Source organism: Leadbetterella byssophila DSM 17132 (genome assembly GCF_000166395.1).
Lineage (GTDB): Bacteria > Bacteroidota > Bacteroidia > Cytophagales > Spirosomataceae > Leadbetterella > Leadbetterella byssophila.
Genome location: NC_014655.1, coordinates 2,611,188 through 2,626,998, shown reverse-complemented (window position 1 = coordinate 2,626,998; position 15,811 = coordinate 2,611,188). Strand labels below are relative to the sequence as shown.

Sequence of the window (15,811 nt, the reverse complement as noted above, 5' to 3'; positions counted from 1 at the left end):
ATTAGAATTCGAGGGGTTTGTTCTGATAAAAGTCAAGTACTTTGGTTTTGAATATAAAATCGTATTTAGCAATAATCAAATTTGCATTGGCACGATCCAAGTTGGTTTTCGCTAGGTTATAATCAACATATGTGCCTGCACCTGCATTATAGCGTTTTTCTGCTGCAATGAAAGCTTTATTTAGTGCCTCCGTTTGTGCTAAAGTTGCCGTATATTTCTTTTTGGCATTTAGCATATCGATATAGGCTTGATCAATGTTTTGTTTGATTTGGATATCCGTGGCTTGGTTTTGCAAATCCGTTTGTTTCTTTTGAATTTTCGCAGCCTGAGTCTGATACTTGGTATTAAATCTATTGAAGATAGGGATGTTTAGAGAGAGTCCCAAGCTCCAGTTTTGGTTATTTCCTAGCTGATTAAAGTATGGGATATTTTCCATGGTGTAGTTTGTCTCTGGCCAGTTGATCACCAAAGGTACGATTTGTCCCTGGAACTCAGCAGTAATAGGAATTTGGCGAGAACCATTCGTCATTTCACCGGCTCTTTTTGCTACACTTGAATAGGCTGTTCCCCAGTTGGTACTCAAGCTTAAAGTAGGTAAGCCAAGCCCCTTCGCTATAGCGATATTTCTATCTGCAGCATTCATACGGATCTTTCCGGCTTTCACTTCCGGCAGGAAGCTCACGGCTGTTTGATAAATGGAGGAGGCAGAGGCTTCTTGTCCTAGGATTTCCGGTTCCGGAACTTCAGATTTTACTACAGAGAACATCATCTCTAGCGGAGCATTCATGGTTCTCTTTAGAGCCAAGAATGCAGATTCTCTATTGTTTTCTGCATTGATTAAAGACAGCTCGTCATTCGCTCTTTGGCCTTCTAAATCATAGAGATTTGTTTCAGGTAGTGCTCCGGCTTCTATTAATTTGGTAGTTCTTTCAAATTGTAATTGGGTAACTTCTAACTGCTTCTTTGAAACCTCAATGAGGTCTTCTGCAGATAGAACGTTCAGGTAAGCTACGGCTACCTGCAGGGCTATGTTATTTCTTTGGGCCTGAACGTCATAGTTCGTTGCCTCCCAGTTGAGTTTGTCTCTTTCTACGGCATTTTTTAGTCGGTTACCTTGATAGATAGGCAACTGTAAGCCTATTCCCATGTTATTGGTACCAATGGTTTGAGTAACAATACCGTTAGTGAACGGATCTACGTTTCTACCGGTATTCCCGTTTCCACTCAGAAAACCGTTAACGGAGGGTAGGCGTTGAGCTTTGGATTGATTTAGTAGGTTTTCGCTGTTATCCACAGCAGCTTCTGCTTGTTTGACCGTGATATTGTTTTTCAGAGCAAACTCGATGCACTCTTTCAAAGTGAAGGAGGTTTGGGCTGATAGGCTTTGGGTAAGGCCAAGCAGAAGAATAACATACAGATACTTCATAGAACTTATAGTTAAGCGTATTGCAAGTTTATTACAAAATAATTTGGCACAGGAGAAATATTATTTGAACGGTAAAAATTAAGGGTAAAGAGGAAATGTAAGGTTTGAAGGTAAGATGAGGTGCTCAGATCTTTTTAGGAGTGGTGCCAAATTTCTCCTTAAAAGACTTGATAAAGTGAGGCACAGAATCGTACCCTATGGCCTCGGCAACTTCTTCCACGGTATTTAATTTATTCTTTAAAAGGAAGTGCGCATGGTCCAATCTGAGGGAGCGAATCTTTGAAGCTGGAGACTCTCCATATTTAGCTACAAACTCCCTTTTAAAGGAGGAGAGGCTTCTTCCTGAAATCTTGGCGAGGTCAGAGAGGGAAAGATTCTTGAGATAAAAGGTATTAAGGACATAATCCAAGTCGATCTTTTTTCCTGAGAAGTTTTCCAACAAGAATTTCCTGAAATCACCTTTTTTATCTGTGTTAATCAAATGCAAGAGCAGTTCTTGGGCTTTTAGTCTTAAGAAGTGATCCAAATACTCCGTGTCTGTGCGGAAGTAGGGAAGAACGGATTCCACGAACTTTCCAAAGGACTCGTCCGAGGTTAATTTCATTACCCAGGAGGGGGATTGACGAGGAGGGCCTTCGCGGAGCAGGTCAGCATGTTGATTGACGAATTCCTTGATGAGTGGACTATCAATGAAGAAGACCAGGCTTTTGTAGGTGGCATTGGTAGATTCTGAGTAGAGGTAATAGCCTTTACGTATAAAAAGGATGTCCCCCTTTTTAACCTTGAATTCTGTTAATTCAGAGCGAAAGATCTTGTCGCCTTCCAATATATATATAACGGTATTCTCCTCGAAGAAGACCTGGTTGTTAAAAGGGTAAAGATTACTCCGGAATGCCACGAAGGTGTTTTCGCGGAACTTCAGCGACTCAAAGGGCTGTGAAGATATTTCGGAGGGTAATCTTAACATGGTTTAACAAAGTTAAGGAATTAGGCGTCTCTGTAATATTGATATTCAGCTATAAGGGCAAAGTTATGGATTTTTGAGGTCCAAAACATTTGGTAAGCGGGAAGTGAGGCCCATTTGAAGAGGGAGGGAAAGGGGGCCAATGGAGCTCCTATAAAGGTATAGAAATCTTTATCTGAAAAATCGTTTAATGGGGGGCGAGTTTCTCCTAGTTTCATTAAGGAGGTTTCTAATAAGATTCTGAACATAGGAGGGTGAGGTGTCTCCAAGGTTTTATGAATTTCCTGCAACAGAGTGGTTCGAATGTGATCTAGGGGGGTGGAGAATTTACTTATGAGTCTGGTGTAGTGGTATAGGATGAGTGCGGGATGTGCATAATGCCTGGCGAGTTGAAAAGGCTGGCGCAAGACGTTGGTGATTTGTTCAGCTAAGTAATTATAGGTGTTTATATCGATCTTGGAGTAAGGGATCTGGTATTGGTTAAAGAGGTACATTAGGTTTAGAAGGGCACAAAGGTCGGTTTCGGTAGGCATATTCTTTCCAAACCAGGTACAGTAAACCGGTTCCCTGTTGGGGAGCTGGTGCAAAAAGTTTTGGCAGAGTTGATGTAGTTCTTCTACTTCGGCCTTAGGTGAATTTTGGGTGAGGTGAACTAAGGCGGTGTCATCTATGTCATCTGGGAGTCGGAAGTGGTCCGAATACTGCATGACATAGCCGTGTGGGAAATGTTTTGAGGGTTTTGTAGGGTAAAAATTATAGGTAATTCTGCCGTCTTTATTTTTATAGTAGGGGTAGTAGTTGAGAATAATTTTTTTCAGGTTTTGCAAATTTTCATTGGGTACAAAATTTTGCAGGATAAAGAGGGTGGAAGCAAGGGAAAAAAGGTTGTTATCCTTGCGATTATAGTGCCAAAAGGGGGTGAATCTTCTGGCCCATTGGAAGGGGTTTTGGTGTATTTCCTTTTCGATTTCTAAAATTATTCGTTCGAGCATATTTCCCTGAAAAGAATTCGATGCGTATATTTGTACTCACAAAAGTAAGTATAATGGAAGTTACAGGAAGCATAAAGGTAATCAATCCGGAGCAGCAGGTAAGCCCATCTTTTAAGAAGAGGGAGTTAGTGGTGACTACGGAGGATCAATACCCACAGCATATCTTAATAGAGTTCACTCAGGGGAACACGGATTTATTAAATGACTATAATGTGGGGGATTCCGTAAGGGTATCCATTAACTTAAGAGGACGTGAGTGGGTAAATCCACAGGGCGAGACTCGTTATTTTAATAGTATTCAGGGTTGGAGAATTGAGAGAGTAGGAGGTGAGGTTAGTGGAGCTAGTGCTTCATCTATGCCATCTACACCTGTTCCAAGTTCTTTAGAAGGCGAAGACGATTTGCCGTTCTAATTGGGACTCAGAGGACTAAAAAAATTTCCCAAAAATTTGTCTCAAAAATTTGGTGTGAATTATAAAATCCTCTAATTTTGCAACTCCTTAGAGAAAGGGACAAGTTCTTTGAAGAGTCGGGGGTGTACCAGAGTGGCCAAATGGGGCAGACTGTAAATCTGCTGGTGTATGCCTACGGTGGTTCGAATCCATCCGCCCCCACAATTAAATATAAGCGGGAGTAGCTCATTTGGTAGAGCGATAGCCTTCCAAGCTATAGGTGGCGGGTTCGAGCCCCGTCTCCCGCTCAAAATTCCATAAGCCTTTGTAGCTCAGTGGTAGAGCACTTCCTTGGTAAGGAAGAGGTCGGCAGTTCAATCCTGCTCAAAGGCTCTGCAAAATTCTAAAAAGGCAGCAGGAATTTTTTAGGAACTCTGAATGTATTTAGGGTTCATTTTGTGTTGTTGGCTCTTTAGGTTTTAGTAAATAGTTAGAACAAATAAAATTCATTAAATAAAATGGCAAAAGAAAATTTTGACCGTAGTAAGCCTCACGTGAATATTGGTACTATCGGTCACGTTGACCACGGTAAAACTACTCTTACTGCTGCTATCTCTACCGTTCTTGCGAACAAAGGTTTAGCTCAGAAGAGAGATTTCTCGTCAATTGACAATGCTCCTGAAGAAAAAGAGCGTGGTATCACTATCAACACTTCACACGTGGAGTATGAAACTGCTAACCGTCACTATGCTCACGTTGACTGTCCTGGTCACGCTGACTACGTGAAAAACATGGTTACAGGTGCTGCTCAGATGGACGGTGCGATCATCGTAGTTGCAGCTACTGACGGTCCTATGCCACAAACTCGTGAGCACATCCTTCTTGCACGTCAGGTAGGTGTACCTCAACTTGTTGTATTTATGAACAAAGTTGACCTTGTAGATGATCCAGAACTTTTAGATCTTGTTGAAATGGAGATCAGAGAGTTGTTGTCATTCTACGGTTTTGATGGTGATAATATTCCTGTGATTCAAGGTTCAGCTCTTGGTGGCTTGAATGGAGAGCCTCAGTGGGTAGCTAAAATCGATGAGTTGATGGATGCAGTTGATAACTGGATTCCACTTCCTGCGAGAGCTACTGATAAGCCATTCCTAATGCCAGTTGAAGACGTATTCTCGATCACTGGTCGTGGTACTGTTGCTACTGGTCGTATCGAAACAGGTGTTATCAACTCTGGTGATCCTGTTGATATCTTAGGTATGGGTGCTGAAGGTTTGAAATCTACAGTAACAGGTGTGGAAATGTTCCGTAAGATCCTTGACAGAGGTGAGGCTGGTGATAACGTAGGTCTACTTCTAAGAGGTATTGATAAAGATCAAATCCGTCGTGGTATGGTAATCTGTAAACCAGGTTCTGTTAAGCCACACACTAAATTCAAAGCTGAGGTTTACGTATTGTCTAAAGAAGAAGGTGGTCGTCACACTCCATTCTTCAACAAATACCGTCCTCAATTCTACTTCAGAACCACTGACGTTACTGGTGAGATCTTCTTACCTGAGAACATCGAAATGGTAATGCCTGGTGATAACGTGACTATCGAAGTACACTTGATCAACGCTATTGCGATGGATAAAGGTCTTCGTTTCGCGATCCGTGAAGGTGGTCGTACAGTAGGTGCTGGTCAGGTAACTGAAATCATCGAATAATCGATCTCAAGCGATATATTTAAAAGAGCTCTCAGGAATGAGAGCTCTTTTTTATTGGTGATTTAATATTTATTTTTAAGTTTTGAGGCTTTTGATCCTAAATATTGTTCTGGAGGAACTTATTATTAATACTTTCGGAAGAATAAATACTAATGTTCCTTAATTTTTAGTTCCTACTGCTTAGTTTTTAGTCCAAAAAGCCTTTGGCTTTTTGGTAGCTTTTCATTAAATAAAAAAACCTTCTTTGACCGAATTTTATGGTCCGTTTGAGCGAAGCGAAAGAGGACATCATAAAATTCATGTTTTTTGGTTACTTTTTTGCGCCAAAAAAGTAACAAGAAGAATATTCATGTTTTTTTGCTACTTTCCGTAAGGACGGACCTTTGCGCCAATAAAGTAACAAGAAGAATATTCTTGTATTTATAGTTACTTTTCGTAAGTTTTCCGCTGAGCAAAAGTTTTTGGGAACTAATATTTCGGATCAATAAGTATTATTTAGGACGGTAATTTTAACCGTTTAAATACTAAATGATCCTTTAATCGAATTTTAGAGGCCGTTCGAACGTAGTGAGAGAGGCCATTCTAAAATTCATGTTTTTTGGTTACTTTCCGTAAGGACGGACCCTTGCTCCAAAAAAGTAACATGAGGAATATTCATGTCTTTTAGCTTAATAGGCGCTCCTTTTAATTAAAGTCCAGTTTTATCCTAATAGACGCTTCGCGATTAACTAATAATTAATAGTTTCGGAAGAAAAAATACTAATGTTCCTTAATTTTTAGTTCTTACTGATTAGTTCTTACTGATTAGTTTTTAGTCCAATAAGCCTTTGGCTTTTTGGTAGCTCTTCCTTAAATATTACTTATTAAACATTAAATACTAATGTTCCTTTGACCGAATTTTATGGTCCGTTTGAGCGAAGCGAAAGAGGACATCATAAAATTCATGTTTTTTTTGCTACTTTTTTTGCACCAAAAAAAGTAGAGAAAGAAAATTCATGATTTTTTGCTACTTTCCGAACGGTCGGACCCTTGCTCCAAAAAAGTAACAAGAAGAATATTCATGTTTTTATAGTTACTTTTCTTAAGTATTGCCCTAAGCAAAAGTTATTGGGAACTAATATTTCGGATCAATAAGTATTATTTATGACGTTAATTTTAACTATTTAAATACTAACTTTCCTTAATTTTTAGTTCTTAGTGATTAGTTTTTAGTGATTAGTTTTTAGTGATTAGTTTTTAGTGATTAGTTTTTAGTGATTAGTTTTTAGTCCAAAAAGCCAAAGGCTTTTTGGTAGCTCTTCCTTAAATATTAAATAAAAAGAACTTCCTTTGACCGAATTTTATGGTCCGTTTGAGCGAAGCGAAAGAGGACATCATGAAATTCATGGTTTTTGGTTACTTTCCGTAAGCATTGCCCTAAGCAAAAGTTATTGGTAACTAATATTTCGGATCAATAAGTATTATTTAGGACGTTAATTTTAACCGTGTAAATACTAAATGACCGTAATTTTTTGTCCAAAAAGCCAAAGGCTTTTTGGTAGCTCTTCGTTAAAAAAAAAACTTCCTTTGACCGAATTTTATGGTCCGTTTGAGCGAAGCGAAAGAGGACATCATGAAATTCATGGTTTTTGGTTACTTTCCGTAAGTATTGCCCTAAGCAAAAGTTATTGGTAACTAATATTTCGGATCAATAAGTATTATTTAGGACGGTAATTTTAACCGTCTAATTACTAAATGACCGTAATTTTTTTTCCAAAAAGCCTTTGGCTTTTTGGTAGCTCTTCGTTAAAAAAAAACTTCCTTTGACCGAATTTTATGGTCCGTTTGAGCGAAGCGAAGGAGGACATCATAAAATTCATGTTTTTTTGCTACTTTCCGAACGGTCGGACCCTTGCGCCAAAAAAGTAGAGAAAGAATATTCATGTTTTTTTTAGCTTAAAGTGCAGTGCTTCAGATTTTTGCAGATTTTTATCCAAATCGACGCTACTGGATTAACTAATAATTAATAATTTTGGTACAATTAGTTTTATTTTCGTTGATAGTTTTGACCGTTTAAATACTAAAAGATCCTTAATTTTAAGTCTTTAGTTCTTAGTCCAAAAAGCCAAATGCTTTTTGGTAACCCTTCCTTAAATATTAAATTCTTCCATCTCTTAATTCCATGAAAAGATATCTATTCCTCCTCCTTTTATTGCCGTTTTGTGGTTTTGGGCAGTTAAGTTCTGTTGAGATTGATCAGTTGGTAGAGAAAACCTTAAAGACCTTTGATGTGCCCGGTATAGCAGTGGCCGTGATTAAAGACGGTCAAGTGGTCCATGCTAAAGGGTATGGTGTTCGCTCCTTGAATACCAAACAATCCGTCACTGCCGATACCAAATATGGTATTGCTTCAAATTCAAAAGCTTTTACAGCTGCAGCTCTGGGTTTACTTATGGAAGAGGGGAAGCTTACCTGGGATTCCAAGGTGAGTGATTTTATACCGGAATTCAAGTTGTATGATCCCTACGTCACCGCAGAATTTACTATCCGCGATCTTCTGACTCATAGAAGTGGTTTGGGGCTAGGTGCCGGTGATTTGATGTTTTGGCCTGATGATAATCATTTCACCAAAAAAGATATTATTCATAACCTAAGACATCTGAAGCCGGTGTCTTCTTTCCGTACTAAGTACGACTATGATAACCTCCTATACATTGTGGCAGGGGAAGTAATTGAAAGAGTTAGCGGCATAAAATGGGAAGAGTTTATTCAAAAGAGATTTTTGGAGCCCCTAGGCATTCCTACAGCAGCACCGTCCTTTGAACTCTTGAAAGATAAATCTAATGTAACAGATCCCCATTTTTACGTGGATGGTAAATTATCAGTGATAAGGAGGGATTGGTCCCCTAATGCTAATGCAGCTGGGGGTATTTATGCCTCAGTTAATGATATGTCCAAATGGGTCCTTGCCCTTCTTAACAACGGAAAGTTAGGAGATAAACAGATCCTAAGTCCCAATACCTTACGTGAGGTTTGGACCCCGCAAACGCTTATGAATGCGGGTAATCCGGGATATTATAATACCCATTTCTCGGCATACGGTTTAGGTTGGGTGATCAATGATGTTAAAGGCTACAAGCAAGTGAGCCATACAGGAGGATTAGCAGGGATTGTTACACAAACGGTACTTATACCGGATCTTAAGTTGGGGATTTTAGTTTATACTAACCAACAAGTAGGCGCTGCTTTTGCATCCATCTCCAATACCATTAAGGATAGTTATTTAGGACTTAAAGGTCAAAGGGATTGGGTGGCTTATTATGACGAAAGAGTTAAAGCTGCTAATAAGGAAGCGGATGAGATCAAAGCTCAGGTTGAGGCAGAGATCAGTAGGGCAGTTGGACAGAAAGCACCCATTGACGTGCAAGGTACTTATGTGGATCCTTGGTTTGGAGAGGTAGAAGTTAAAGAAGAAAAGGGACAGTTGTATTTCCGTTCCAAAATGGCACCTAGAATTTCCGGTCCCCTATATTTCTATAAAGGCAATACCTTTATAGCCAAATGGGAAGATCGATCCATGGATGCTGATGCCTATGTTATCTTTGGATTGGACAAGGAAGGAAAGGCCGAAACCATCAAGATAAATGCCATTTCTCCACTAACAGATTTTAGTTTTGACTTCCAAGACCTGAATTTTTCTAGAAAGATTTGGAAAGAAAAATGATAATACCTTATTTTGTCTATAGATATAATAGACTAAAGAAAACTAGCATATGAAATTCGAGACCCTACAGTTGCATGCCGGCCAAGTGCCTGATCCCGCTACAAACGCTAGAGCGGTGCCCATTTATCAAACCACTTCTTATGTATTCAACTCTGCGGAGCATGGTGCAAACCTCTTTGCATTGAAAGAATTCGGTAATATTTATAGCCGGATTATGAATCCTACAAACGATGTGTTTGAAAAGCGAATGGCCGCATTGCATGGTGGGGTAGGGGCATTGGCAGTTAGCTCCGGTCATGCAGCCCAGTTCATTGCCATCAATAATATCACTTCAGTAGGGGATAATTTTGTAACAACTCCTTATCTGTATGGGGGCACATTTAATCAGTTTAAGAATTCTTTCAAAAACATAGGAGTAGAAGCGCGTTTTGCGAAAGACGACAAGGTGGAAAGCTTTGAGTCTTTAATTGACGAGAAGACTAAGTTGATCTACTTAGAAACCATCGGTAACCCGGGATATAGTGTTCCTGATTTTGAGGCCTTTGCTGCACTTGCCAAGAAATATGATTTACCACTTGTGGTAGATAATACCTTTGGAGCCGGAGGGGCTTTGTTCAAGCCTTTACAGCACGGAGCAAATGTGGTAGTGGAATCTGCAACAAAATGGATTGGAGGACACGGTACATCCATAGGTGGAGTTATAGTGGACGGAGGAAATTACAATTGGGGAAATGGGAAGTTTCCACAGTTTAGTCAGCCTTCTCCTAGCTATCACGGACTAGTATTTAGTGAGGTTTTTGGAGTAGGTGGTCCATTTGGAAATATTCAGTTCATCATACGTGCCCGCGTAGAAGGTTTGAGAGATTGGGGTCCAGCTGCCAGTCCATTTAATTCTTTCCTTCTTCTACAAGGCCTTGAGACCTTATCATTACGTATAGAAAGGACGAATGAAAATGCCCAAAAACTAGCAGAATGGTTAAAAGCGCATCCGGCCGTCAAGAGTGTGAATTATCTGGGCTTGCCGGAAAATCCCTACCATACTTTGGCTAAGAAATACTTGGAAAGGGGATTTGGTGGAATGCTTTCCTTCGAACTACATGGAGATAAAGCCGCAGCTGAGAAGTTTGTGAACAGTTTAAAGCTGATCAGTCATTTGGCTAATGTTGGGGACTCTAAGACCTTGATTATACATCCTGCTTCTACTACTCATTCTCAGTTGAGTGAAGCAGAACAAGCTTCAGCAGGGGTAACTCCAACAGGCCTACGTGTATCTGTAGGCATTGAGCACATTGATGATATCATTGCAGATATAGAACAGGCATTACAAGCCTAAAAGGCAGAGACACGCTCAGTAGAGGTACTTGAGCGTGTCTTCTTTATATTCTTCTTTATCTAATTCCAGGAATTCCTCCCAGAAAGCATTCGGTGGAACCGGAGCTTTGATCACTAATGGTTCCTTCTTCACCGGATGAATGAAATATACTCTTCGGGCGTGCAAGAAAATAGATCCATCTGCATTTCCTTTCGGAGAGCCATATTTTACATCCCCTTTTATAGGAGTACCCATACTGGCTAACTGAACACGAATCTGATGTGGTCTACCGGTAATAGGATTTACTTCAATCAGGTGGTGTTTATTTAGAGTTCCTACGTATCTGTAGTCCAAATCTGCACGCTGTGCTCCTTCTACCTCAGATTCAAAGGCTTCTGTTTTGTTCTGTACCGAATCTTTTCTTAACCAGTGGGTCAATCTTCCGGATTTCTTTTCCGGTTTACGCATGGTAATGGCCCAATAGGTCTTTTGGATCTGACGCTTTTTGAACAATTCGTTCATACGGGTCAGAGCTTTTGATGTTCTGGCAAAGATGACAACCCCACTCACTGGGCGATCCAGGCGATGTACAGTGCCTAAGAATACTTCCCCGGGCTTGTTGTACTTGTCCTTAATATATTCTTTTACGTAGTCTTCCAGGGTCTTATCACCGGTGCTATCCGAATGCACCAGGACACCTGCAGCCTTGTTTACTACTATGAGGTGATTGTCCTCGTATATGACGTGAAATGGTTTCATGATACTTGTTCTAAGGCTATTCGCCGTGTTTCTTGATCGGTTTCTATGTATGTTTCCAGGTCAGGTTTTCCTACATAGGAAATCTTTTCAAGGCAATGAGCGATGAGATCTGACATGCCGGGGAAACTAATTTTGTCTTGCAGAAAAGCTTCTACGGCAATTTCATTCGCTGCATTTAAAATACATGGCATATTTCCTCCTTTTCTAAGGGAGTGGTAGGCCATATCCAAGTTCTTGAACGTTTTTAGATCCGGTGCTTCAAAGGTAAGCTGAGGATATTTGAGGAAATCAAATCGTTCAAAGTTGTTCTTGATTCTTTTAGGGAATCCTAAGGCATACTGAATGGGTAACTTCATATCCGGAAGTCCCATCTGCGCTTTAATGCTTCCATCTTCAAATTGAACCATTGAGTGGATAATACTTTGGGGGTGTACTACCACGTCTATTTGGTCCGGACGTAGATCAAACAGCCATTTGGCTTCTATCACCTCAAGACCTTTGTTCATGAGGCTGGCAGAGTCAATGGTGATCTTAGCCCCCATGTCCCAGTTGGGATGCTTCAGCGCTTGAATCTTAGTCACCTGTTTAAGGTATTCCAGATCCTTGCCTCTAAAAGGTCCTCCTGAGGCCGTGAGGATAATCTTTTCAATAGGGTTATAATATTCTCCTACTAAACATTGAAAAATGGCAGAGTGCTCAGAATCTACCGGTAGAATATCTACTTTATGTTCTATGGCCAAACCCGTTATCAGGTCACCTGCCACTACTAAGGTTTCCTTATTAGCAAGGGCAATAGTTTTTCCCGCTTTGATGGCATGAATAGTAGGCAAAAGTCCGCTATAGCCCACTAATGCCGTCAAGACTACGTGCACGTTCTCGTTTTCCACTACAGATTTCAGGGCATTAGCTCCGCTATATACCTTGATGTCTAGAGGGTCTAAAGCAGAATGAACCTTGTCGTACAGATGCTCATCACCGATGACCACTACGTTAGGTTTAAACTGCACCGCTTGTTGAATCAGAAGATTTGCGTTCTTTTGGGCGGTCAACACTTCCACCTCAAAGAGGTCAGGATGCGAAGCGATCACCTCCAAGGCTTGCGTGCCAATGGAGCCAGTGGACCCGAGTATTGCAATGTTTTTCTTCATTTCAATCACAAAAATACGGGTTTCCTAGCGAACTACCTTACGGCTTGTCTGATCCTGACCAAATCCTGCAAAAGATTCTCTAAATTATCCAGATGCAGCATGTTAGCTCCGTCTGATTTAGCATTTTTCGGATCCGGGTGAGTCTCAATGAATAGCCCGTCAGCACCTACGGCGATGGCTGCCTTGGCTATAGTTGAGATCATGGTAGGATCTCCGCCCGTAATTCCGGAAGTTTGATTGGGTTTCTGTAGAGAGTGGGTACAGTCCATCACTACCGGAACTTCAAACTTAGCCATTTCTACTAGATTTCTGTAATCTACTACAAGGTCAGAGTAACCGAAGGAGTTTCCTCTATCCGTTAAGATGGTAGGAGCGTCTGGGTTAACACTTTTGATCTTCTCTACCGCAAAGCCCATAGAAGCTCCGGAAAGGAATTGCCCTTTTTTGATGTTCACGGCTTTACCGGTTTTCGCCGCGGCTTCTAGAAGTTCGGTTTGGCGACAAAGGAATGCGGGAATCTGCAGCACATCTACATATTCTGCGGCCATGGCGGCTTCATGCGATTCATGAATATCAGTAACTACCGGCACTCCGAAGGTGTCACTAACTTCTTTTAAAATTTTTAATGCCTTTTCATCACCTATACCCGTAAAGCTATTGGCTTTGGTTCGGTTAGCTTTTCTATAGGAACCCTTAAAAATGTAAGGAATCTCGTATTTCTGCGTCAAAGAAACGATTTTTTCAGCTATACTGAGGGCGATATCGCGTCCTTCTATGGCACAAGGACCGGCCATCAGGAAGAAGTTGCCGGAATTATATTTTTGTAACTTATCTAGGAATAATTGCATTTTTTCTTTCTAAAAGTGTTTTGATTCTACAAATATGCACTCTATCTTTAAGCTGGAAAAACACTTAATCATTTTGTTGGTTCAAGTTAATTATTTTTCTTTGTACCGTTTTTAACCAAAATACATTTTCAAATGTCGGACGTTGCATCAAAAGTTAAGAAAATTATCGTTGAGAAATTAGGAGTAGACGAAGCAGAAGTTACCACAGAAGCTTCTTTCACAAACGATTTGGGAGCGGATTCCCTAGACACAGTAGAATTGATTATGGAGTTCGAAAAAGAGTTTAACGTTTCTATTCCTGACGATCAAGCTGAAAATATCCAAACCGTTGGGCAAGCTATTAGTTATTTGGAAGAACATTCGAAATAATTATTTCGCTCAAAGTAAGTTCAATATTCTATTGGAGAATGTTTCGGCATTTGAGATTGGGGTATTGAACTTTTAATTTTTTAGAATATGCCATTTAAAAGAGTAGTTGTAACCGGTTTAGGAGCTTTAACGCCCATTGGAAATACGGTGGAGGAATATTGGGAAGGTCTTTCCAATGGAGTCAGTGGAAGTGATTACATTACACGATTTGACGCCACCAACTTCAAAACAAGATTTGCCTGCGAGGTAAAGAACTTTGAAGTGACTGATTTCATTCCGCGTCAGGATGCTCGCAAAATGGACTTATTCACTCAGTTTGGTGTAGTAGTGGCTGATCAGGCCATTGCAGATTCCGGATTGACCGAAGAGAATGTGGACAAGAACAAAGTAGGGGTTATTTGGGGATCAGGTATAGGAGGTCTTAAGACCTTCGAGGATGAAATGTTTAGCTATGTTGAAGGCAACAAAGTTCCTCGTTTTAATCCTTTCTTCATTCCTAAGATGATCGCTGACGGAGTTTCCGGTCAGATTTCCATTCGTCACGGATTTAGAGGCCCGAACTATGTGACGGTTTCTGCCTGTTCCTCAGCAAACAATGCCATCATTGATGCATTTAACTACATCAGATTAGGTCGTCTGACTGCCTGTGTTACAGGTGGCTCTGAAGCTTCTAATACCCAGGCCGGTATCGGTGGTTTTAATGGACTTAAAGCTTTATCTGAAAGAAATGACGATCCAAAGACGGCTTCAAGACCATACGATAAGGATCGTGACGGTTTTGTACTGGGTGAAGGAGGGGCAGCATTGATTCTGGAGGAATACGAGCATGCCAAAGCTAGGGGTGCCAAGATATATTGTGAGTTGATAGGAGGAGGATTTTCTTCTGATGCATACCACATTACCGCTCCACATCCTGATGGATATGGGGCTTACCTTTCCATGAAAGACGCTTTAGAAGATGCTGGAATTGAAGCTTCTGAAGTAGATTATATTAACACGCATGGAACTTCTACTCCTTTGGGTGATCCACAGGAGATCAAAGCTATAGAACAATTATTTGGAGAGCATACGTACAGCATGTCTATCAGTTCTACAAAATCTATGACCGGTCACCTTTTAGGTGGGGCCGGAGCCGTAGAGTCCGTGGCTTCTGTATTAGCTATCATGCACCAAACCGTGCCTCCTACCATTAACTTGTTCAATATAGATGAGGCCATAGATCCTCGTATAGACTTGACACCAAATGTAGCAAAGCAAAGAACCATTAACGTGGCACTAAGCAACTGCTTTGGGTTTGGTGGACATAATGCAACATTGATATTCAGAAAGCTCTGAGGGGAATGGATATAGGGCGGTTTTTCAGACGTGATAATAGATTCAAGGAATTCAATAGAGCCATTGAACTGATTGTCGGCGCAAAACCGTCTAATCCACTCTTATATCAACTCGCTTTTAGACATACTTCCGCCTCAAAGGAAAGTATGTTTAAAGGCTTTAGAGAATCCAATGAGCGCCTCGAATTCCTCGGAGATGCCGTTCTAGGCCTGATCGTAGGAGAATATCTTTTCAAAAAATACCCCTTTAAAAACGAAGGCTTCTTAACGGAAATACGTTCACGCATAGTGAACAGGGAATCCCTGAATAATGTGGGACGTAGATTAGGCTTAGAAAATCTGATCGAATCTGACGGAGCAAGAAACTTCCAGCGCACCTCTCTTTTGGGTGATGCCATGGAAGCATTAATAGGGGCTATCTATCTGGATAAGGGCTATAAATTCACGCAAAAGTTTGTAGTCTCCAAACTCCTCTCTAATCACTTTGACCTCGACGAAGTCATCTCCAATAATACGAATTACAAGTCGTCCATCTTAAGTTGGGCACAATCAGAAGGCAAGAAAGTAGAGTTCGTCATTGTGGAAGAAAAAGGTAAGAACCACAGTAGAGAATTTGTAGCTCAAGTCTTAGTGGACGGAGAAATCATCTCTAACGGTAACGGATGGAATAAGAAAAAAGCCGAGCAAGATGCCTCCAGAAGAGCTTGCGGAATCTTGAAAATCCAGTCGGCTTGATTTCTTACAAGCCTACTTTGCTCCATATCTTATAACTTCAAAACAGATAATCCCTACGATACTTCTAGTTCCTCAATAGCTGGCAGTTATTTGTCTTTTGGCACAAACAGGTGTCAATAATGA

The 15,811-nt window shown here is 40.7% G+C and carries 13 protein-coding genes and 3 tRNA genes; 10 read left to right on the top strand and 6 right to left on the bottom strand.

Going from position 1 to position 15,811, the window contains the following annotated elements:
* Position 1 precedes the first annotated feature (1 nt).
* From LBYS_RS11860 to LBYS_RS11850, 3 genes are all read right to left on the bottom strand, one after another.
* Complete coding sequence (locus LBYS_RS11860) at positions 2-1,426, bottom strand: TolC family protein (RefSeq protein ID WP_013409097.1); 1,425 nt, start codon at positions 1,424-1,426, stop codon at positions 2-4.
* 124 nt (positions 1,427-1,550) lie between these two features.
* On the bottom strand, positions 1,551-2,393 hold the full coding sequence (locus LBYS_RS11855; RefSeq protein ID WP_013409096.1) for a helix-turn-helix transcriptional regulator: 843 nt from the start codon (positions 2,391-2,393) through the stop codon (positions 1,551-1,553).
* 20 nt (positions 2,394-2,413) lie between these two features.
* On the bottom strand, positions 2,414-3,382 hold the full coding sequence (locus LBYS_RS11850; protein ID WP_013409095.1) for a hypothetical protein: 969 nt from the start codon (positions 3,380-3,382) through the stop codon (positions 2,414-2,416).
* A gap of 20 nt (positions 3,383-3,402) precedes the next feature.
* Between LBYS_RS11850 and LBYS_RS11845 the strand changes: the two genes are divergently transcribed.
* From LBYS_RS11845 to LBYS_RS11815, 7 genes are all read left to right on the top strand, one after another.
* The gene (locus LBYS_RS11845) at positions 3,403-3,795 is read left to right on the top strand and encodes a DUF3127 domain-containing protein (RefSeq protein ID WP_222836513.1); all 393 of its coding nucleotides are present in this window, start codon (positions 3,403-3,405) and stop codon (positions 3,793-3,795) included.
* Positions 3,796-3,913: 118 nt separating this feature from the next.
* Positions 3,914-3,996 (top strand) — tRNA-Tyr (locus LBYS_RS11840).
* A gap of 13 nt (positions 3,997-4,009) precedes the next feature.
* Positions 4,010-4,082, top strand: a tRNA-Gly gene (locus LBYS_RS11835).
* Between the two features lie 13 nt (positions 4,083-4,095).
* Positions 4,096-4,167 (top strand) — tRNA-Thr (locus LBYS_RS11830).
* A gap of 125 nt (positions 4,168-4,292) precedes the next feature.
* A complete protein-coding gene (gene tuf, locus LBYS_RS11825) occupies positions 4,293-5,480 on the top strand; it encodes an elongation factor Tu (protein WP_013409093.1) in 1,188 nt (395 codons plus the stop codon).
* A gap of 2,161 nt (positions 5,481-7,641) precedes the next feature.
* Positions 7,642-9,183 carry a serine hydrolase gene (locus LBYS_RS11820; protein WP_013409091.1) on the top strand — a complete coding sequence of 514 codons (1,542 nt, stop codon included), beginning with the start codon at positions 7,642-7,644 and terminating at the stop codon, positions 9,181-9,183.
* A 49-nt stretch (positions 9,184-9,232) separates the two neighbouring features.
* On the top strand, positions 9,233-10,516 hold the full coding sequence (locus tag LBYS_RS11815; RefSeq protein WP_013409090.1) for an O-acetylhomoserine aminocarboxypropyltransferase/cysteine synthase family protein: 1,284 nt from the start codon (positions 9,233-9,235) through the stop codon (positions 10,514-10,516).
* 15 nt (positions 10,517-10,531) lie between these two features.
* Here LBYS_RS11815 and LBYS_RS11810 read toward each other — a convergent pair whose 3' ends face one another.
* The 3 genes from LBYS_RS11810 to kdsA are packed head-to-tail and all read right to left on the bottom strand — an operon-like array spanning position 10,532 to position 13,250.
* A complete protein-coding gene (locus LBYS_RS11810) occupies positions 10,532-11,254 on the bottom strand; it encodes an RluA family pseudouridine synthase (RefSeq protein WP_013409089.1) in 723 nt (240 codons plus the stop codon).
* Positions 11,251-12,402 carry a 1-deoxy-D-xylulose-5-phosphate reductoisomerase gene (locus tag LBYS_RS11805; protein WP_013409088.1) on the bottom strand — a complete coding sequence of 384 codons (1,152 nt, stop codon included), beginning with the start codon at positions 12,400-12,402 and terminating at the stop codon, positions 11,251-11,253. The genes LBYS_RS11810 and LBYS_RS11805 overlap by 4 nt, the downstream gene beginning before the upstream one ends.
* Before the next feature lie 32 nt (positions 12,403-12,434).
* On the bottom strand, positions 12,435-13,250 hold the full coding sequence (kdsA, locus tag LBYS_RS11800) for a 3-deoxy-8-phosphooctulonate synthase (RefSeq protein ID WP_013409087.1): 816 nt from the start codon (positions 13,248-13,250) through the stop codon (positions 12,435-12,437).
* Positions 13,251-13,382: 132 nt separating this feature from the next.
* On the opposite strand from kdsA, the gene LBYS_RS11795 reads away from it, so the two are divergent.
* The 3 genes from LBYS_RS11795 to rnc all read left to right on the top strand — a co-directional run bounded on the left by LBYS_RS11795 (position 13,383) and on the right by rnc (position 15,688).
* Positions 13,383-13,619 carry an acyl carrier protein gene (locus LBYS_RS11795; protein WP_013409086.1) on the top strand — a complete coding sequence of 79 codons (237 nt, stop codon included), beginning with the start codon at positions 13,383-13,385 and terminating at the stop codon, positions 13,617-13,619.
* Between the two features lie 87 nt (positions 13,620-13,706).
* Complete coding sequence (fabF, locus tag LBYS_RS11790; RefSeq protein WP_013409085.1) at positions 13,707-14,954, top strand: beta-ketoacyl-ACP synthase II; 1,248 nt, start codon at positions 13,707-13,709, stop codon at positions 14,952-14,954.
* 5 nt (positions 14,955-14,959) lie between these two features.
* Positions 14,960-15,688 carry a ribonuclease III gene (gene rnc / locus LBYS_RS11785; protein ID WP_013409084.1) on the top strand — a complete coding sequence of 243 codons (729 nt, stop codon included), beginning with the start codon at positions 14,960-14,962 and terminating at the stop codon, positions 15,686-15,688.
* The last annotated feature ends 123 nt before the right edge of the window (positions 15,689-15,811 follow it).